Origin of the sequence: Xylophilus sp. Leaf220 (genome assembly GCF_001421705.1) — a bacterium.
In the GTDB taxonomy this organism is placed as follows: domain Bacteria; phylum Pseudomonadota; class Gammaproteobacteria; order Burkholderiales; family Burkholderiaceae_C; genus Xylophilus.
The window spans coordinates 88,653-107,601 of the sequence record NZ_LMKO01000026.1; the positions used below are offsets into that span (position 1 = coordinate 88,653).

14 protein-coding genes are annotated in these 18,949 nt (G+C 72.4%); 11 read left to right on the forward strand and 3 right to left on the reverse strand.

What is annotated here, in order from left to right:
• Nucleotides 1–39 precede the first annotated feature (39 nt).
• The 4 genes from xdhA to ASE76_RS17705 all read left to right on the forward strand — a co-directional run bounded on the left by xdhA (nucleotide 40) and on the right by ASE76_RS17705 (nucleotide 6,052).
• Nucleotides 40–1,557, forward strand: a complete 1,518-nt coding sequence (xdhA, locus tag ASE76_RS17690) for a xanthine dehydrogenase small subunit (protein WP_055843067.1) — start codon at nucleotides 40–42, stop codon at nucleotides 1,555–1,557.
• Nucleotides 1,554–3,986 (forward strand): xanthine dehydrogenase molybdopterin binding subunit, encoded by a 2,433-nt coding sequence (gene xdhB / locus ASE76_RS17695; RefSeq protein ID WP_055842659.1) that lies wholly within the window; start codon nucleotides 1,554–1,556, stop codon nucleotides 3,984–3,986. The genes xdhA and xdhB overlap by 4 nt, the downstream gene beginning before the upstream one ends.
• A gap of 152 nt (nucleotides 3,987–4,138) precedes the next feature.
• The gene (locus ASE76_RS17700) at nucleotides 4,139–5,119 is read left to right on the forward strand and encodes a tripartite tricarboxylate transporter substrate binding protein (protein ID WP_055842662.1); all 981 of its coding nucleotides are present in this window, start codon (nucleotides 4,139–4,141) and stop codon (nucleotides 5,117–5,119) included.
• A 45-nt stretch (nucleotides 5,120–5,164) separates the two neighbouring features.
• Nucleotides 5,165–6,052, forward strand: coding sequence for a dienelactone hydrolase family protein (locus ASE76_RS17705; RefSeq protein WP_168389270.1), 888 nt, complete (start codon nucleotides 5,165–5,167; stop codon nucleotides 6,050–6,052).
• Between the two features lie 20 nt (nucleotides 6,053–6,072).
• Here ASE76_RS17705 and ASE76_RS17710 read toward each other — a convergent pair whose 3' ends face one another.
• Both ASE76_RS17710 and ASE76_RS17715 read right to left on the reverse strand, forming a co-directional pair.
• Nucleotides 6,073–7,656: a methyl-accepting chemotaxis protein gene (locus ASE76_RS17710; protein WP_236698514.1), complete on the reverse strand. Its 1,584-nt coding sequence runs from the start codon at nucleotides 7,654–7,656 to the stop codon at nucleotides 6,073–6,075.
• Between the two features lie 164 nt (nucleotides 7,657–7,820).
• Entirely contained in the window at nucleotides 7,821–9,650 is a 1,830-nt protein-coding gene (locus ASE76_RS17715) for a methyl-accepting chemotaxis protein (RefSeq protein ID WP_055842669.1), read from the reverse strand.
• A gap of 149 nt (nucleotides 9,651–9,799) precedes the next feature.
• Between ASE76_RS17715 and ASE76_RS17720 the strand changes: the two genes are divergently transcribed.
• The 7 genes from ASE76_RS17720 to hpxZ all read left to right on the forward strand — a co-directional run bounded on the left by ASE76_RS17720 (nucleotide 9,800) and on the right by hpxZ (nucleotide 16,508).
• Nucleotides 9,800–10,696: a LysR family transcriptional regulator gene (locus ASE76_RS17720; protein WP_055842672.1), complete on the forward strand. Its 897-nt coding sequence runs from the start codon at nucleotides 9,800–9,802 to the stop codon at nucleotides 10,694–10,696.
• 225 nt (nucleotides 10,697–10,921) lie between these two features.
• Nucleotides 10,922–11,950, forward strand: coding sequence for a BMP family protein (locus ASE76_RS17725; RefSeq protein ID WP_168389271.1), 1,029 nt, complete (start codon nucleotides 10,922–10,924; stop codon nucleotides 11,948–11,950).
• Complete coding sequence (locus tag ASE76_RS17730; RefSeq protein WP_055842678.1) at nucleotides 11,950–13,473, forward strand: ABC transporter ATP-binding protein; 1,524 nt, start codon at nucleotides 11,950–11,952, stop codon at nucleotides 13,471–13,473. The genes ASE76_RS17725 and ASE76_RS17730 overlap by 1 nt, the downstream gene beginning before the upstream one ends.
• Nucleotides 13,470–14,609: an ABC transporter permease gene (locus ASE76_RS17735; protein WP_082448701.1), complete on the forward strand. Its 1,140-nt coding sequence runs from the start codon at nucleotides 13,470–13,472 to the stop codon at nucleotides 14,607–14,609. Before ASE76_RS17730 ends, ASE76_RS17735 begins: the two co-directional genes overlap by 4 nt.
• A gap of 4 nt (nucleotides 14,610–14,613) precedes the next feature.
• A complete protein-coding gene (locus tag ASE76_RS17740; protein WP_055842680.1) occupies nucleotides 14,614–15,540 on the forward strand; it encodes an ABC transporter permease in 927 nt (308 codons plus the stop codon).
• Between the two features lie 43 nt (nucleotides 15,541–15,583).
• Nucleotides 15,584–16,123, forward strand: coding sequence for a VOC family protein (locus ASE76_RS17745; protein ID WP_055842682.1), 540 nt, complete (start codon nucleotides 15,584–15,586; stop codon nucleotides 16,121–16,123).
• A complete protein-coding gene (gene hpxZ / locus ASE76_RS17750; RefSeq protein ID WP_055842684.1) occupies nucleotides 16,107–16,508 on the forward strand; it encodes an oxalurate catabolism protein HpxZ in 402 nt (133 codons plus the stop codon). Before ASE76_RS17745 ends, hpxZ begins: the two co-directional genes overlap by 17 nt.
• 57 nt (nucleotides 16,509–16,565) lie before the next feature.
• Here the strand turns inward: hpxZ and parC are convergent, their stop codons facing one another.
• A complete protein-coding gene (gene parC, locus ASE76_RS17755; RefSeq protein WP_082448702.1) occupies nucleotides 16,566–18,947 on the reverse strand; it encodes a DNA topoisomerase IV subunit A in 2,382 nt (793 codons plus the stop codon).
• Nucleotides 18,948–18,949: the final 2 nt, after the last annotated feature.

The following is an 18,949-nucleotide window of genomic DNA, read 5'->3' on the forward strand; positions in this document are numbered from 1 at the left end:
TTTTTGCTGCGGCACCGCACCGCCCCTACGATGCACACCATGCACCCCCACCCCCTGCGCTTCCTCCGACGCGGCAAGACCGTGACGCTGGCCGATGTGCCGCCCGACCGCACCTTGCTCGACCTGCTGCGCGAGGACCTGCACTGCACCGGCACCAAGGAAGGCTGCGGCGAGGGCGATTGCGGCGCCTGCACGGTGGTGGTGGGCGAGCGCAGGGTGGGCGACGACGGCGGCGCGTCGCTGGAACTGCGGGCGGTCAACAGCTGCATCAAGCTCGCGCATTCGGTGGACGGCATGGCGCTCTGGACGGTCGAGGACCTCGCCGAGCACGACGGCACCCTGCACCCGGCGCAGGAGGCGCTGGTGCAGTGCCACGGATCGCAGTGCGGCTTCTGCACGCCGGGCTTCGTGATGAGCATGTTCGGCATGTACCAGAACCGCGTTTGCCGGGGCCAGACGATCACCCGGGCGGTGGCGCAGGAGGACCTGTCGGGCAACCTGTGCCGATGCACCGGCTACCGGCCGATCCTGGAGGCGGCCGAGCGGATGGGGTCGCTGCCACCGGTGGCGCTCGACCACGGCGCCGTGCTATCGAAACTGGAGCATATGGCCGGCATCCCGCGCCGGCCGGAGGCCGATTCGGCCGATGAACCGGCGCATGACGCGGCCTACCTCGCCCCCACCACCCTCGCCGCCCTGCTCGCGGCCCGGGCCGCCCGGCCGCAGACCCAGCTGGTCGCCGGCTGCACCGACGTCGGCCTGTGGGTGACCAAGCAGCACCGCCGGTTCGCCCAGGTGATCGACACCACCCGCGCCGCCGAACTGCGCCGCATCGCGCGCGCGGCCGACGGGGCCCTGCGCATCGGCGCCGCCGCGACGCTGCAGGAAGCCTACGCCGCCCTGTCGGCCGACCGCCCGGCCGTCGCGCCCTTCGCCGCCCGCTTCGCCGGCCTGCCGGTGCGCAACGCCGGCACCCTGGGCGGCAACGTCGCCAACGGCTCGCCGATCGGCGACTCGATGCCGCTGCTGATCGCCCTCGGCGCGCAGGTGGTACTGGCCAGCGTGCGCGGCGAACGCAGTCTGGCGCTGGAAGACCTCTACACCGGCTACCGGCAGAACGTGATGGCGCCCGACGAGATCGTGGCATACATCGACGTCCCCGCGCCTGACGACGCCGCAGCCTCTGGCGGGCTCTACGTTTTCAAGATTAGCAAACGCCAGGACGACGACATTTCGGCCGTCTGCCTGGCGATCCGCCTGGTGCTGGACGCCGACGGCACCGTCCGCCATGCGTCCATCGGCGCCGGCGGCGTCGCGGCCGTCCCCGCCCGGGCCCGCCAGGCCGAGGCCGCCCTGGTCGGCCGCGCCTGGACCGAAGAGGCCGCCCGGGCCGCCGGCGCCGCGCTGCAGGCCGAGTTCCAGCCGATCTCCGACATGCGCGCCTCGGGCGCGTACCGGCGGGTGCTGCTCGCCAACCTGATGCAGCGATGCTGGCGCGAGAGCCAGGGCCAGGCGGACGTGCGGCTCGAATCGCTGGTGCTGGAGGCCTCGACATGAACGCCCGCGACACCGACAACACCGCACCTATCCCCGTCAGCCGCGATGCCGGCGACGACCCCCGCGTGGCCGCGGCCGATGCACGCGCCGACACGGTCGATGCCGCCCTGCCGCACGACCCCGGCGCCCTGCCCCACACCGCCGCGCCGCCCGCCCGCGCCCAGGGCCGCTCCCAGCCCCACGAAAGCGCCCGCGCCCAGGTGGCCGGCGGCGCCACCTACGTCGACGACCTCCCCGAGGTGCGCGGCACCCTGCAGGCGGCGCCGATCCTCTCGACCGTGGCGCACGGCCGGCTGTGCGGCATCGACACCACGGCGGCGCTGGCCATGCCCGGCGTGCGCGAGGTGCTGCTGGCCGACGACATCCCCGGCGACAAGCTGCTGGCCGCCTTCGGCCACGACGAGCCGGTCTTCGCCTTCGGCACGGTGCAGCACATCGGCCAGGTGGTCGGCCTGGTGGTGGCCGACACGGTGATGCAGGCCCGCCGCGCGGCCCGCGCGGTGGTGCTCGACATCGAGCCGCTGCCCGCGGTGCTGGACCCGCGCACCGCCCACGCCGCGCAGAGCTACGTGCTGCCGCCGGTCACGGTGCAGCGCGGCGACGCCCACGGCGCGATGCCGCGGGCCGCCCACCGGCTGCAGGGCACGCTGGAGGTCGGCGGCCAGGAGCACTTCTACCTGGAGGGCCAGGTGGCCTACGCCCTGCCGCTGGAGCAGAACCAGTGGTGGATCCACTCCAGCACCCAGCACCCGGGCGAGGTGCAGCACTGGGTGGCGCATGCGCTGGGCGTCGACAACCATGCGGTGCGGGTCGAATGCCGGCGCCTGGGCGGCGGCTTCGGCGGCAAGGAGACACAGGCCGGGCACCTGGCCGTCTGGGCCGCGCTGGCGGCGAAGAAGACCGGCCACCCGGTCAAGCTGCGCCTCGACCGCGACGACGATTTCCTGGTCACCGGCAAGCGCCACCCGTTCGCCTACGACTGGGACGTGGGCTTCGACGCCACCGGCCGCATCACCGCGCTGGACCTGACGATGCTGGTGAACTGCGGCTTCTCCGCCGACCTGTCGGGCCCGGTGGCCGACCGCGCGGTCTTCCATGCCGACAACGGCTACTACCTGTCGGACGTCACCATCCGCAGCTACCGCTGCAAGACGAACACCCAGAGCCACACCGCCTTCCGCGGTTTCGGCGGCCCGCAGGGCGTGATCGTGATCGAGGCGATCCTGGGCGACATCGCCCGGCACCTGGGGTTGGACGCACTGGACGTGCGCTACCGCAACCTCTACGGCACCGCCGAGCGCAACGTCACCCACTACCAGATGCAGGTGGAGGACAACATCCTCCAGCCCCTGCTATCGAAACTAGAGCAGGATGCCGGCTACCGGCGCCGGCAAGAGGCCATTTCCATCTGGAATGCGGCGCAGCCGGTGCTGAAGCGCGGGCTGGCGGTCACGCCGGTGAAGTTCGGCATCTCGTTCACCGCCACCCTGTTCAACCAGGCCGGCGCTCTGGTGCATGTGTATACCGACGGCAGCGTGCAGGTGAACCACGGCGGCACCGAGATGGGCCAGGGCCTCAATACCAAGGTGGCGCAGATCGTGGCCGACGAATTGGGCGTGCCCTTCGCCCGGGTGCTGGTGACCGCCGCCGACACCGGCAAGGTGCCCAACGCCAGCGCCACCGCCGCCAGCAGCGGCACCGACCTCAACGGCCGCGCCGCCCAGTACGCCGCCCGCAACGTGCGCGACAACATCGCCAGCTTCGTCTGCGGCCTCGACGGCTGCGGCGCAGGCGAGATCTCGTTCGCCGACGGCAACGTGGTTTCGCCCACCACCACCCGCCGCTTCGACGACGTGGTCGGCATGGCCTACGCCAACCGCATCCAGCTGTGGAGCGACGGCTTCTACCGCACGCCCAAGATCCACTACGACAAGACGACCCTCACCGGCCGGCCGTTCTACTACTTCGCCTACGGCGCGGCGGCGACCGAGGTGGCGATCGACACCCTGACCGGCGAAAGCCGCGTGCTGCGGGTCGACATCCTCCACGACGTGGGCCGCAGCATCAACCCGGCCCTCGACATCGGCCAGATCGAGGGCGGCTTCGTCCAGGGCATGGGCTGGCTCACCACCGAGCAGCTGGTCTGGAACGACAAGGGCCTGCTCACCACCCACGCTCCCAGCACCTACAAGATCCCGGCGACCGGCGACATCCCGGCGCACTTCAAGGTCGAGCTGTGGCACGAGCCCAACCGCGAGGACAACGTCTTCGGCAGCAAGGCCGTCGGCGAGCCGCCCTTCATGCTGGCGATCAGCGTGTACGAGGCGCTGCGCAACGCGGTGGCCGCGGCGCGGCCCGGCGGCGGCCCGGTGCGGCTGGAGGCGCCGGCCACGCCGGAGAACGTGCTGCGGGCGCTGGGCGGGCTGTAGGCGGCCCGGTCTCCCGGGGATTCGACCGCTTCGCTAAGATCGAATCGTGGACCGCCGGTCGCGTCCCGACCGGATCGCACCGGGTCGGGCGGCGCGGCCGGCGTCCGCACATCCTCCTTGCAGACCCCACAACAACAGCGCGAGACCCTCCCATGAAGCTCCTACGTTCCCGGCGCACCGCACTGGCCTGCGCGGCCGCCGCAGCCGCCATCGCCGCCCTCCCCGCCCTGGCCCAAGCGGACGCCTGGCCCACCCGGCCGATCCGTTTCGTCGTGCCCTTCTCCGCGGGCGGCGCCAACGACCTGATGGCGCGCGCCGCGGCCGAAGGCGCGTCGAAGCGCCTGGGCCAGCCGATCGTCATCGAGAACAAGCCGGGTGGCTCCACCAGCCTCGGCTCGGCGGTGGTCGCGCAGAGCAAGCCCGACGGCTACACCTTCCTGATCAGCGCGGCCGGCGTCATCTCCAACAGCATGATCAAGAAGTCGCTGCCGTACAAGGATGCCGACCTGGTGCCGGTGGCGATGGTGGGGCTGGCGCCCTCGGTCATCCTGGTGCCGGCCGACGCGCCGTACAACAACCTCAAGGAATTCATCGCGGCCTCGCAGAAGGGCGTGGGTTTCCACTGGGCCACCGCCGGCACCGGCAGCACGCCGCATTTCGTCTCGGGCATCCTGGAGACCAAGTACGGCGCCAAGCTCGACATCGTGCCGTACAAGAGCGGCTCCGAATCGATCACCGCCGTGCTGGGCAAGCAGGTGGAGGCCACCTCCGAGGCGAGCATCGTCGCGCTGCCCTACGTCAAGAGCGGCAAGCTCAAGGCGCTGGCCGACACCTGGACGGCCCGGATCTCGGCCTACCCGCAGCTCAGCACCGCGGTGGAACAGGGCTTCCCCGACATGCAGATCGCCCACTGGTGCGGCGTGCACGCCCCGGCAGGTACGCCGGACGCCATCCTCGACAAGCTGGCGACGGCCATCGATGCCGCGATGAAGGACGCCGCCACGGCGTCGCACCTGAAGGATATCGGCATCGAGCCGATCGGCGGCACGCGCGCCTCGTTCGCGAAGTTCGTGGCGGACGAGCGTGCGCGCCTCGGCGCGGTGGTCAAGGCCACGGGGATGAAGGACGAGTGATGGCCGCGCGCACTGCCGCGGCATCCCATGCCGGGTGAGGTCGCCGTGTCCGCTGTCCGAAGGCTCTTCCTCGGCACGCTTCTCTGCGCGGCGTTCGCAGCGACGGTCCGGGCCGCCGATGCACCGCCCCACGCGGTGTCGTTCCCGAGCATGGACCTGCGTGCCGACGGCACGCCGGTGCCGCTGAATGCGCTGTGGTGGACATCGGCCCTGCCCGGCGCGCGGCCCAGCGTGGTGGTCCTGCACGGCTGCGGCGGCATGTACAGCACACGCCCGGGCCACGAGAACGCGCTGAACGCCCGGCAGCAGGCGATGGCGGAGCTGCTGCACCGGCAGGGCTACAACGTCCTCGCCGTCGACAGCTTCAACCCGCGCGGCACCCGCTCGATCTGCACCTCGCCCTACCGCGGCCGCGAGATCCGGCCCGCGAACCGTCGCCTGGATGCGCTGGCCGCACTGCGCTGGATCGGCACGCAAGCGGAGGCGGATGCTGCGCGCACCGCGCTGCTCGGCTGGTCCAACGGCGGATCGAGCACGCTCGATGCGATGGACCAGGCCCGTGCCGACGCCGCCGGGGCGGGCCTGCCGGCCTTCAGGGCGGCCGTCGCGTTCTACCCCGGCTGCGGCGCGTACCTGGACCGGCCGTATCGGCTGCAGAGCCCGCTCCTGGTGCTGGTCGGCGCGTCGGACGACTGGACGCCGGCGGCGCCCTGCGTGGCCTGGCAGCAAGCGCTGCAGCCCGCGCCGCTGACGGTGCGCGTCTACCCCGACAGCTACCACGACTTCGATGCGCCCGGCACGCCCCTGCGGGTGCGCAAGGACGTGCCGAACGGCGCGCACCCCGGCCAGGGCGTGACGGTGGGCAGCAACCCCGCCGCGCGCGAGGCGGCCTACCAGGACATGCTCGGGTTCCTGGCCACCCAGTTGAAGTAGCCGGCGGTTTTCCGCTCGCGCTACTGCGCGAGCAGCCGCTGCGGCGGCACCGCGTCCGGCCCGTCGAGCCGGAACACCGCCACCATGCCGGCCAGCTGCCTGGCCTGCTCGCGCAGGCTGTGCGCCGCGGCGGCGCTTTCCTCGACCAGGGCGGCGTTGTGCTGGGTCATCCGGTCGAGCAGGGTCACCGCGCCGTTGACCTGGGCGATGCCGGCACTCTGGTCGCCGGCGGCCACCGTGATCTCGCCGGCCATCGAGGTCACCCGCTGCACCGAGCGGACGATGTCCTGCATCGTCCCGCCGGCATTGCCCACCAGCACCGTGCCGGCCGCCACCTGCCGCACCGAGGCGCCGACCAGGTCCTTGATCTCCTTGGCGGCCTGGGCGCTGCGCTGGGCCAGCACCCGCACCTCGTGCGCCACCACAGCGAAGCCGCGGCCCTGCTCGCCGGCACGGGCGGCCTCCACCGCCGCGTTGAGCGCCAGGATGTTGGTCTGGAACGCGATGCTGTCGATGGTGCCGATGATCTCGGAGATGCGGCGGCTGCCCGCGTCGATCTCCTCCATGGTGCGCACCACCTGCTGCACCACCTCGCCGCCGCGCTCGGCCACCTGCGACGCGGCCACCGCCAGCGTGCTGGCCTGCCGGGCACTGCCGGCCGTCTGCTGCACCGTGCCGGTGAGCTGCTCCATCGCCGACGCCGTCTGCTGCAGGTTGCTCGAGGCCTGCTCGGTGCGCTGCGACAGGTCCTGGCTGCCGGCGGCGATCTGCGCGCTGGCGACCGCGATGCTGTCGGTGCTGCTGCGCACCTGGCGCACCATGCCGGCCAGCGCCTCGCCCATGCCGCGCAGCGACTGCAGCAGCTCGCCGAATTCGTCCCGGCGCTGCACCGCCACCGAGCTGCTCAGGTCGCCGCCGGCGATCCGGGCGGCCAGGGCGTTGGCCTGGGCCAGCGGCCGCAGGATGCTGCGCACCAGCACCGCGGCGCCGGCCGCCAGCAGCAGCGCCAGGACCACCGCGCCGCCCAGCAGCATCCACCCCTGCCGGGCGCGCTGGCCGGCCAGGGACTGCTGCAGCTGCGCGGTGGCGTCTTCCTGCATCCGCACGAAGCCCCGCAGGGCGTCCAGGTAGGTCGCGACCGCCGGCTGGTAGCGGCCGGTGAAGAGCGCCAGCGCCTTGTCCTGCTGGCCCACGTCCTTGAAGCGGTTGGCTTCCACGCCCAGGGCCGCGACGGCCTTCTGGGCCGTGTCGATCCTGCCGACCTGGGCCCGCTCCTCGTCCGAGAGCGCGGCCTGCGCCAGCACCGCCCGCACCTGCAGCAGCGCGGCATCGGCCGCGGCCACCGTCGCCTTGAAGGCATCGGCCATCTCGGGCTCGCTGCTGAGGATGACCGCTTCGGCCCGGGCGCCGTTGGCCTCGGTCAGCGCGAGCCAGCGGCTCGCGGCCTGGATCAGCACGGTGCGCTGCTCCAGCGCCTCGGCCCCCTGCGATTCGAGGTGGGCCGAGTGCAGCGTGGAAGCGGTGACGAGAGCCAGTTGCGCGACCACGATGAACGCGACGGCGGCCCAGAGACGGGTGGACAGGCGCAGGGAGGGAAAGGGCATGGGACAGACGGCGAGCGGTAGATGCGCGCGAATATGCCCGGCCAATAAGAAACGACTGTGAAACCCTCGGCGGGCACATCCTGCGCATGCGGCGCCAGGCTGGCCACGTGCCGACGGTCCAGCAGGAAATCTCCCTGCGCCGCGCGAAAGCGCCCTGCCGAACGTCAGAAGCTCTCCCAATCGTCCTCGGCACCCGCGGCAACGCGCGGCGCCGGGGCCGCGGCGCGGGGCGGCGCGGACGACGCGGGCGCGGCAGACGTCGTCGGCCGTGGCTTCGGCGGCGGCACCACGGCCAGCCGCGGCGTTGCAGGCTGGGTCCGCAACGCCGGCGTGGCGGCGGAGCCGGATGGCGTCTTCGGCGGCGCGGCCACGGCGGGCCGTGCGGGGGCCGCCGTTCGGCGGGCCGGCTGGGCTGCCGCGCCCGCCGGCCGCGCACCCGGCACCTCGTCGGGGTGCAGCCGGAACACCGCCACCAGCCCGGTGAGCTGGTCGGCCTGTTCGCGCAGGCTCTGCGCGGCGGCGGCGCTCTGCTCGACCAGCGCGGCGTTCTGCTGCGTCATCTGGTCGAGCGTGCCCACGGTGCCGTTGACCTGGGCGATGCCGGCGCTCTGCTCGCTCGCGGCGGCGGTGATCTCGCCGATGATGTCGGCCACCCGCTGCACCGACTGCACGATGTCGGCCATGGTGGTGCCCGCGTCCTGCACCAGCCGGGCGCCGGTCTCCACCTTCTCCATCGACGCGCCGATCAGCGTCTTGATCTCGCGGGCGGCCTGCGCGCTGCGCTGGGCCAGGCTGCGCACCTCGCCGGCCACCACCGCGAAGCCGCGGCCCTGCTCGCCGGCGCGGGCCGCTTCCACCGCGGCGTTCAACGCCAGGATGTTGGTCTGGAACGCGATGCCGTCGATGGTGCCGATGATGTCGCCGATCCGGCGGCTGCTGGTGTTGATCTCGTCCATCGTGGCCACCACGTCCTGCACCACGCCGCCGCCCTTCTGCGCCACGGCGGAGGCGGCGGATGCCAGCTGGCTCGCCTGCCGGGCGCTGCCCGCGGTCTGCTGCACCGTGGCGGTGAGCTGCTCCATCGAGGAGGCCGCCTGCTGCAGGCTGCCCGAGGTCTGCTCGGTGCGCTGCGACAGGTCCTGGTTGCCGGTGGCGATCTCGGCGCTGGCCACCGCGATGCTGTCGGTGCTCTGGCGCACCTGCAGCACCATGCGGGACAGCGCGGCGTTCATCGCCTGCAACGAGCGCAGCAGGGTGCCGAACTCGTCCTGCCGCTGCACCTCCACCGCACCGCTCAGGTCGCCGCCGGCGATACGGGCCGCGAGCGCGTTGGCCTCGGCCAGCGGCCGCAGGATGCTGCGGATCAGCCAGAAGGCGCCGGCCAGGATCGCCAGCACGATCGCCGCCAGCGCGATCCCCGCGATCTGCAGCATCCGCGAGCGGTCGGCGCCGATCCGTGCCGCGGTCTCGGCCTGGACGCGCTGCTGCAGGGACACGAAATCGCCCAGGTCCTTCAGGTAGGCGGCCACCGCCGGGTCGTAGCGGCTGCCGACCAGGGCCACCGCCTCGGATTGCTGCCCCGCCGCCTTCAGGCCGACCGCCTGGGCCCGCACGTCGGCCATCGTCTTGCGGCTGGCCGCGATCTTCTCCAGCTGCGCCACGGTGGCGGGCGTGGTGTCGAGCGATGCGATGCGTTTCTGGATCTCGCTGATCCGGGCGCTGGTGGCGGCGATCGGGCCCTTGAAGGCGGCCTCCATCTGCGGCTCGGCGCTCAGCACCAGCGCCTGGGTGCGAACCGCATTGGCCTCGGTCAGCCGCATCCAGCTCTCGGCCGCATCGACCCGCTCGGCGGTGGCGGCCAGCGCGGCATCGGCCTCGGCCTGCGCGCGCACCAGCCGCACGCCGGTCGAGACGGCCGCGGCCACCAGGGCCAGCACGATCACGCCCACCGCGATCCACAGCTTGGTCGCGATACGAAGATGGCGCAGGTTCATGGTGCGATTCCCCGGATGTTATGTGTAGGGCAGGTATAGCACCGCGGCCGGCGGGCGGACATGGGCTCGAACCCGGGGCCGTGCGACCCAGGTGACGGCCCCGCGGTGCCGATGCGCCGCGCGGGCATCGCTATTGCAACGCCTCCCGCATGCAACACCTCCGATACCTCGACTACGTGGATGCGGTCGCGCGCTGCGGCTCGATCCGCAGCGCGGCCGACCTGCTGCACGTCGCCGCTTCGGCGGTCAACCGGCGGATCAAGGAACTCGAGCGCGAGCTGGGCACGCCGATCTTCGAGCGGCTGCCCACCGGCGTGCGGCTGACCGCGGCCGGCGAGCTGTTCATCGGCTACACCCGCCGGCGCACCGCCGACCTGGCGCAGGTGCGCTCGGAGATCGAATCGCTGCACGGCCTGCGGCGCGGCACCGTGTCGATGGCGGCCAGCCAGGCGCTGGCGCCGGCCTTCCTGCCGCGCACGATGGTCGGCTTCCAGGCGGCGCACCCCGGCGTCGGCTTCGCGGTGAAGGTGCTCGACCGCGAGCGGGCGGTGCAGGCGCTGGCCGATTTCGAGGTCGACCTGTGCCTGGTGTTCAACCCGCCGCCGGTGCGCGGCATGCGCATCCTGGCGCAGGCCCGGCAGCGCACCTGCGCGGTGGTGGCGGCCGACCATCCGCTGGCGGACCGCGCCAGCGTGCGGCTGAAGGACTGCCTGCAATACCCGATCGCCCTGCCCGACGGCAGCCTGTCGGGACGCGGTGTGATCGACGACCTGCTGGAGCATGCGTCCGAGCAGCCGGTGGCGGCGCTGGTCTGCAACTCGTTCGAGATGATGCACGCCTTCGCCCGCGAGTCGGGCGGCGTCAGCTTCCAGATCGCGCTCGGCGCAGAGGGCGATCCGCAACTGCGCGCGGTGCCGATCGAGGAGCGCGGCCTGCCCGCCAGCCGGCTGGTGCTGCTGGCACTGCGCGACCGGGTGCTGCCGCTGGCCTCGGCCCGTTTCGCCGAACACGTGGGCGACCGGCTGCTCGCGATGCACCAAGCCTGAGAGGCCGGCGGCCATTTTTGGGGCATGGCCGCGCAGCGTGCACCGAATCGGCCGCGCCTGCGCTGCGGTGCCGGTTCGGCACCGGGCCGCGCGTGAAATCGCCGGAACCGAGTGCACATGCCGGGTCCGCCGCGCGCCTGCCACGGGCGCTCGCCGCCGGTCGGTGCCCTGCAGGGGCTGGCCTGGATGTTGCGCTGCAGCCGGCACCCACTCCTGGAGTCTTCGATGTCCCTCACCGCTGCCACCCGTCCCCTCGCGCGCGCCGCCGCAATGCTGCTCATCGGCACCGCCAGCCTCTGCGCCGCGCCGCTCGCCCTGGCCCAGGGCAAGGTCGCCCTGTTGCTGCCCGGATCGATCAACGACCAGAGTTGGAACGCCAGCGGCTACGCCGCCATCGGCAAGATGAAGCAGGCCGGCACCGAGACCGCGTTCTCCGAGAACGTGCAGCCGGCCGACCACATCGAGACGATGAAGGACTACGCCCGCCGCGGCTTCAACCCGGTGATCGGCCATTCGGGCCGGTTCCTGTCGGCCGCGCAGCGCGTCGGGCCGGAGTTCGAGAAGACCAGCTTCATCGTCGGCTCCGGCGGCGCCGGTGCCGGCAAGAACGTCACCTCGGTCGACTACGACAACGCGCAGGTCGGCTACCTGATGGGCGTGCTGGCCGCCCGCATGTCGAAGACCGGCAAGATCGGCTCGGTCAACGGGCTGGAGGGCCTGCCCAACATCGTGCAGCAGGTCGGCGGCTTCCGCCAGGGCGTCAAGAGCGTCAAGCCCGGTGCCGAGGTGCGGGTGATCTACATCAAGGACATGGAAGACGCCGCCATGGCCAAGGAAGCCGCGCTGGCGCTGATCGCCGGCGGCGCCGACTTCGTCTTCGGCAAGCTCAACGCCGGCCAGGGCGGCATCGTGCAGGCGGCCAAGGAGAAGAACGTCTACACCAGCGGACGCTCGTTCGCCAACGTCGAAGCCGCGCCGCAGAACGTGCTCACCGCCATCATCGAGAAGTGGGACGACATGTACGTCGCCGCCGCGGCCGAGGCCCGCGCCGGCACCCTGAAGCCCGCGCTGATCACCTACGGCTACGAGGCCAAGGGCGGCCCCGGCGCCGACCTGATGTACGCCAGGGACAAGGGCTACGCCCCGGTGGTGCCCGCCGAGGTGATCGCCGAGCTGGACGGCCTCAAGAAGCAGTTCGCCAGCGGCGCGCTGAAGCTGCAGGTCGGCAAGGAAGACGCGCGCGGCGGCCTGTGATGCGCCCGCTGCTGGAGATGCGCGGCATCTCCAAATCCTACGGCGCGGTGCGGGCCAACCGCGGCGTCGACCTGACGGTGATGCCGGGCGAGATCGTCGGCCTGCTGGGCGAGAACGGATCGGGCAAGAGCACGCTGATGAAGGTGCTCTTCGGCATGGTTCGGCCCGATGCGGGCGGCATCGTCTACGACGGCCGCGAGCTGGAGACCGGCAGCCCCCGGGCCGCACTGCAGGCCGGCATCGCGATGATCCACCAGCACTTCACCCTGGTCGAGGCGATGACGGTGGCCGAGAACCTGATGCTGGGCTGGAGCCGCGGCGCCGGCCCCTGGCTCGACCGCCGGGGCGTGGCCGCGCAGGTGCGCGACGCGGCGGCCCGCTACGGCCTGGAGATCGACCCCGACGCGCGGGTGGAGCAGTTGGCCCTCGGCGAGAAGCAGCGCGTCGAGATCCTGAAGGCGATCCTGCGCGGCGCCCACCTGCTGATCCTGGACGAGCCCAGCTCGATCCTGTCGCCGCCCGAGATCGGCCGGCTGCTCGACTTCCTGCAGCGCTTCCGCGCTGAGGGGCATTCGGTGATCTTCATCACCCACAAGCTGGGCGAGGTGCTGCAGGTGGCCGACCAGGTGGTGGTGCTGCGCGACGGGCAGGTGGCGGGCAAGGCCCCGGTCGCCGGCGCCACCCGCGAATCGCTGGCCCGGATGATGGTCGGCCGCGACACCGCCGCGGCCACCCCGCCGACCGCCAGCGCACCGGGGCCGTTGCGCCTGCAGGTGCGCGGCCTGGCGGCGCGGGACGGCGGCGGCGTCGAGCGGCTCAAGGATGCCGGCTTCGACCTGTACGCCGGCGAGATCCTGGCACTGGCCGGCATCGACGGCAACGGCCAGGGCGAGCTGGCCGACGTGCTGGCGGGCCTGGCCCGGCCGGTGCGCGGCAGCATCCTGTTCGACGGCCGGGACATCACCCGCGGCGGCGTCGCCGAGCGGATGGACCACGGCATCGCCTACATCCCCGCCGACCGCGCCGGCACCAGCCTGGTCCAGGGCATGTCGATCGAAGAGAACCTGCTGCTGCGCGACGTGGGCCGTGCGCCCTACTCCCGCTTCGGCCATATCCACCGCGCCGCCGCACGGCGCATCTGCCTGGAGCGGATGCAGTCCTTCGGCGTGCGCGCCGCCTCGGCGCAGGTCGCGGCGCGCACCCTGTCGGGAGGCAACCAGCAGAAGGTGGCGCTGGCGCGCGAACTGGGCCGCGGGCCGCAGGTCGTCATCGCCTTCCAGCCCACCTGGGGGCTGGACCCGGGCTCCACCCGCTTCGTCATCGAGAGCCTGCGCCGGCTGCGCGACGCGGGTGCCGCTGTGCTCTACATCTCGTCGGAGCTCGAGGAGGTGCTGGCGGTGGGCGACCGGGTGGGCGTGCTGTCCGACGGGCGCATCGTCGGCGTGGTGCCGCGCGCCGAGGTCGATATCGAACGCATCGGGCTGGCGATGGCCGGCGCGCTGAAAGAGGAACAGACGGCATGAGCGTTTCCGCATCCGCTTCCGACGGCGCGGCCCCGACCGCGCCGTCCGCCCCGGCCCCGGCCGACCTGCAGCCGGCACCGGCGGTGCGCGCCGGCCGCCTCCAGGGCGTGCTGGGCACCGCACGCGGGGCCGGCGCACTGTGGCGCGCCGCGGCGGCCGTGGGCATGGCGCTGGTCATCACCGCCCTGCTGATCCTGCTGGCCGGCAAGAACCCGCTGGTCGCCTACTACCACCTGGCGATGGGTGCCTTCGGCGGCTGGGACCGGGTGGTGGTGGGGCTGAACAAGACCACGCCCTACCTGCTGTGCGCGGTGGGCATCGCCCTGTGCTTCCGCGGCCGGGTGATCAACATCGGGGCCGAGGGGCAACTGGCGATCGGCGGCGCCGCGGCGTCGGCAGTGGCGCTGTTCGCCGCCGGCCTGCCCGCATGGCTGCTGCTGCCGCTGGCGCTGCTCGCCGGCGCGGCGGGCGGAGCGGCCTGGGCCGGCGTGGCGGCCACCATCCGGGTGACGCGGGGCGTGCACGAGGTGCTGGTGACGCTGCTGCTCAACTTCGTCGCGCTGCTGCTGATCGCCGAACTGCTGCACGGCCGCATGGGCGAGGAAGGCGCGGGCTTTCCGCAGTCGCCGCTGTTCGATGCGGCGGCGTGGCTGCCGAAGCTGGTGCCGGGCACCGACCTGCACGGGGGCATCGCCCTGGCGGTGGCGGCGGCACTCGGCGCGAACTACCTGCTCTGGCGCACGACGCTGGGCTTTCGCTGGCGGGTGGTCGGCGCCAGCCTGCCGGCGGCGCGCTATGCCGGCGTGTCGCAGGGCCGGGCGGTGTTCGGCCTGATGGGCACCGCCGGCGCGCTGGCGGGCCTGGCCGGTGCGATCGAATGCCTGGGCGTGCACTACCGGCTGATCGAGGGCTTCTCGGCCGGCTTCGGCTTCAACGCGGTCGCCATCGCCCTGATGGGAGCGCTCAATCCGCTCTACGTGCTGCCGTCGGCCCTGTTCTTCGGTTTCCTGGAAACCGGCGCGCTGGCGATGCAGCGGCAGGTGGGCGTGCCGTCTTCCCTGGTGCTGGTGATCCAGGGTCTCACCATGATCTTCGTGCTCTGCGGCATCGGCCGCACGGGCCACGACCGGACCTGACCCCATGGACGCAGCCGTTCTCCTCGACTTCCTGGCCGCGAGCCTGCGCATCGCCACGCCCCTGGTCTTCGCCGCGCTCGGCGGCATCCTGTGCGAGCGGGCCGGCACCTTCGCTGTGGGACTGGAGGGCCAGATGCTGGCCGGCGCCTTCCTCGGCGTGGTGGCGACGCATGTGTCGTCGAGCGCCGGCGTAGGGCTGGCGGCGAGCGTGGCGGCCGGCATGGCGATGGCGCTGCTGGTGGCCATCGCCACCACCCGCTTCCATACCGAGCACATGGTGACCGGCATCGCCTCCAACATCCTGGCGCTGGGGCTCACCAGCTTCCTGGTGCGCATGGGCGCGGGGCCGTCGGGCGGCTCGGCGATCCGGGTCCCGCTGCTGGAAGCCTGGGCGGTGCCGGGCCTGTCGCAGATCCCGTGGGTCGGTCCGCTGCTGTTCCGGCAGCCGCCGCTCACCTACCTGGCTTTCGCGCTGGTCGTGCCGCTGGCGCTGTTCCTGTTCCGCAGCCGTGCCGGCCTGACGCTGCGCGCGGTGGGCGAGAACCCGCTGGCCGCCTTCGCCGCCGGCGCCGACCCGGTGCGGGTGCGGATCGCCGCTGTCGTCGGCGGCGGTGCGCTGGCGGGGCTCGGCGGCGCGGTGCTGTCGCTGCAGCAGGTCGGCACCTTCACCGACGGCATGACCAGCGGCCGCGGCTACCTGGCGCTGGCCGCGATCATCGTCGGCCGCTGGATGCCGCTCGGCAGCGTGCTGGCCTGCCTGCTCTTCGGCGCGGCCGAGGCGATGGCGCTGCGGGTGCAGGCCTTCAGCCTGCCGGTGTCGTCGTACGTGATCCAGATGACGCCCTACCTGGCCGCGCTCGCGATCCTGGCCGGCCTGGGGCGCGGCGCCCGCATGCCGGCCGCGGTCGGCCAGACGTTCAGGCAACCGTGACGCACCGTCTGCGCACCTCCATGCAACACCCGCCGGCCCACCCATGACACAGACCGCCATCACCCACGGCCTCTTCCACCTGGCGATCAAGACCGCCGACCTGGCCGCCACCCGCGCCTTCTGGACCGGCGTGATCGGCCTGCGCGAGATCGCCCGGCCCGACTTCGGCTACCCCGGCGCCTGGCTCGCCTGCGGACAGCCGGGCGGCCAGGCGATCATCCATGTCTACGCCGGCGGCCCGGCGATGGGCCCCGAAGGCACGGCGCCCCGCGGCACCGGGGCCATCGACCATGTGTCGCTCGCCTGCTCGGGCTACCACGCCTACCGGGAGCGTTTTTGCGCCGCCGGCCTCGACTGGCGCGAATTCCTGGTACCCGGCACCACGCTGTGGCAGCTCTTCGTGCACGACCCGAGCGGCGTGCAGCTGGAACTGACCTTCGAAGGCGCGGTGGAGCCCGGCGCGCCGCCCGACCTGTCGGACGCGCGCCGCTACCGCGCAGGCCAGCCCTTCTTCGATGCAGATACCTATCCCGCCCTCGCCGCCACACTTTCCGGAGCACCCGCCGATGCACGCCACGCCTGACACCTCGCCCGCCGTCAACCTGCCCGCCGTGTTGGCGGAGGTGGAGGCGGTGTTCGACGCGTACGAGCGGGCGCTGGTCGGCAACGACGTGGAGACGCTCGACCGGCTGTTCTGGGCATCGCCCCACACCCTGCGCTACGGCGCGGGCGAGAACCTGTACGGCTACGACGCGATCCGCCAGTTCCGCCAGGGCCGTCCCGCCCACAACCTGGCGCGCGAGATCACCGCCCGGTCGATCACCACCTTCGGCGACGACTGCGCGGTGGCCAACATCGAGTTCCGCCGCGCCGGCAACCCGCGCATCGGCCGCCAGACCCAGACCTGGGTGCGGATGGCCGAAGGCTGGCGGGTGGTGGCCGCCCATGTGAGCCTGATGGCGCCCTGAGAAAGTACGAGGGTTCTTTCGCACTTTCCGAAGCCCCGGCCGGTGAAACGAAAGGCCTTACTCGACCCGCGTTACCGCGTTCGGCTTGAAGCCCAGGTCGGCCGCCTTGCCCTTGCGGCCCCGCAGCGCGCGGGCGTTGTTGAGGCTGCGGATCTCCAGCGTCTCGTCGCGCTCCTTGGCGCCGCGGCCGATGCCCTCGATCCGCACGCTGCGGGTGTAGGCGGCGGCACCGGCCAGGGTGTCCTTCGGCTCCAGGTCGATCAGCATCAGGCCGCGGCCGCCCTTCTCCATCAGCTTCAGTTCGCCGATCTCGAAGGTCAGGATGCGGCCGCCGGTCGAGGCGCAGCAGACGTGCGTGGCCGGCAGCAGCGGCTTGGCGGCGCCCGTCTGGGCGGCGGTGGGCAGCATGGCCAGGCTGGGGCGGCACAGCGTCTCGCCCTCGCCGAGCGACACGAAGGTCTTGCCGCCGCGCTGGCGCGACACCAGGTTCTCCACGTTGGCGATGAAGCCGTAGCCGCCCGAGCCCGCCAGCAGCAGCGCCGCGCCCGGCGGGCCGGCGAAATAGTGCGCCAGCTGGGTGCCGGATTCCAGCTCGATCAGGGTGGTGACCGGCTGGCCGTCGCCGCGCGCGTTCGGCAGCACGGCCACCGGCAGCGTGTAGACCCGGCCGTTGCTGCCGAAGACCAGCAGCACGTCCACCGTGCGGCATTCGAAGGTGCCGTAGAGCCCGTCGCCGGCCTTGAAGGCGAAGCCGCCCGCATCGTGGCCGTGGCCGCCCCGCGCCCGCACCCAGCCCTTCTGCGAGACGACGACCGTCACCGGTTCGTCCACCACCCGCACCTCGGCCACGGCGCGCTTCTCGGCCTGGATCAGGGTGCGGCGCGGGTCGGCGAACTGCTTGGCGTCGGCCTCGATCTCCTTGACCATGAGCCGGCGCAGCGCTGCGGGGCTGCCCAGGATCTCCTCCAGCCGGGTCTGCTCGGTGCGCAGGCCGGCGAGTTCCTGCTCGATCTTGATCGCCTCCAGCCGGGCCAGCTGGCGCAGCCGGATTTCGAGGATGTCCTCGGCCTGCCGGTCGCTGAGCGAGAAGCGCGCGATCAGCGCGGCCTTCGGGTCGTCGGCCTGCCGGATGATCGCGATCACCTCGTCGATGTTGAGCAGCACCGTCTGCCGGCCTTCGAGGATGTGGATCCGGTCCAGCACCTTGTCGAGCCGGTGCTGCGAGCGGCGCTGCACCGTCTGCTGGCGGAATTCGATCCACTCCAGCAGCATCTGCCGCAGTGATTTCTGCACCGGCCGGCCGTCCAGGCCCACCATCGTCATGTTGATCGGTGCCGAGGTCTCCAGCGAGGTCTGCGCCAGCAGCGTGCCGACCAGCTCGGCCTGCGGCGTCTTGCCGGTCTTGGGCTCGAAGACCAGGCGCACCGGCGCGTCCTTGCTCGACTCGTCGCGCACCCCGTCCAGCACGCCCAGCAGCACCGCCTTCAGCTGCACCTGGTCCTGGCTGAGCGCCTTCTTGCCGGCCTTGACCTTGGGATTGGTCAGTTCCTCGATTTCCTCGAGCACCCGCTGCGAGCTGACGCCGGGCGGAAGCTCGTGGACCACCAGCTGCCATTGTCCGCGGGCCATTTCCTCGATCTTCCAGCGGGCGCGCACCTTCAGGCTGCCGCGGCCGCTGCGGTAGGCGTCGGCGATGTCGCCGGCCGCGCTGATGATCTGGCCGCCGCCGGGATAGTCGGGGCCCGGGACGAGCGCGAACAGGTCCTCGTCGGCCATCTGCGGCGTCTTGATCAGGGCGACGCAGGCGTCCGCGATCTCGCGCAGGTTGTGGCTGGGGATCTCGGTGGCCAGGCCCACCGCGATGCCCGAGGCGCCGTTGAGCAGGGTGAACGGCAGGCGGGCCGGCAGCTGGCGCGGCTCCTGGGTGCTGCCGTCGTAGTTGGGGATGAAGTCGACCGTGCCCTGGTCGATCTCCTCCAGCAGCAGCCGGGTGATCTTGGAGAGCCGCGCCTCGGTGTAGCGCATCGCCGCGGCACCGTCGCCGTCGCGGCTGCCGAAGTTGCCCTGGCCGTCGATCAGCGGATAGCGCTGGCTGAAATCCTGCGCCATCCGCACCAGCGCGTCGTAGGCCGCCTGGTCGCCGTGCGGATGGAAGCGGCCCAGCACGTCGCCCACCACCCGGGCGCTCTTGACCGGCTTTGCCCCGTTGGCGGCGTTGGCGCCGGAGAAGCCCAGGCCCATCCGCTCCATCGAGTAGAGGATGCGGCGCTGCACCGGCTTCTGGCCGTCGCAGACGTCGGGCAGCGCCCGGCCCTTGACGACCGAAAGGGCGTATTCGAGGTAGGCGCGCTGGGCGTAGGTGCCCAGGTCGGGCTGCGAGTCGTCGGCGGGGGGTTCGGCCGGACGGCCGGGCAGGTCGAGGGGAAGGTTGTCGCTCATCA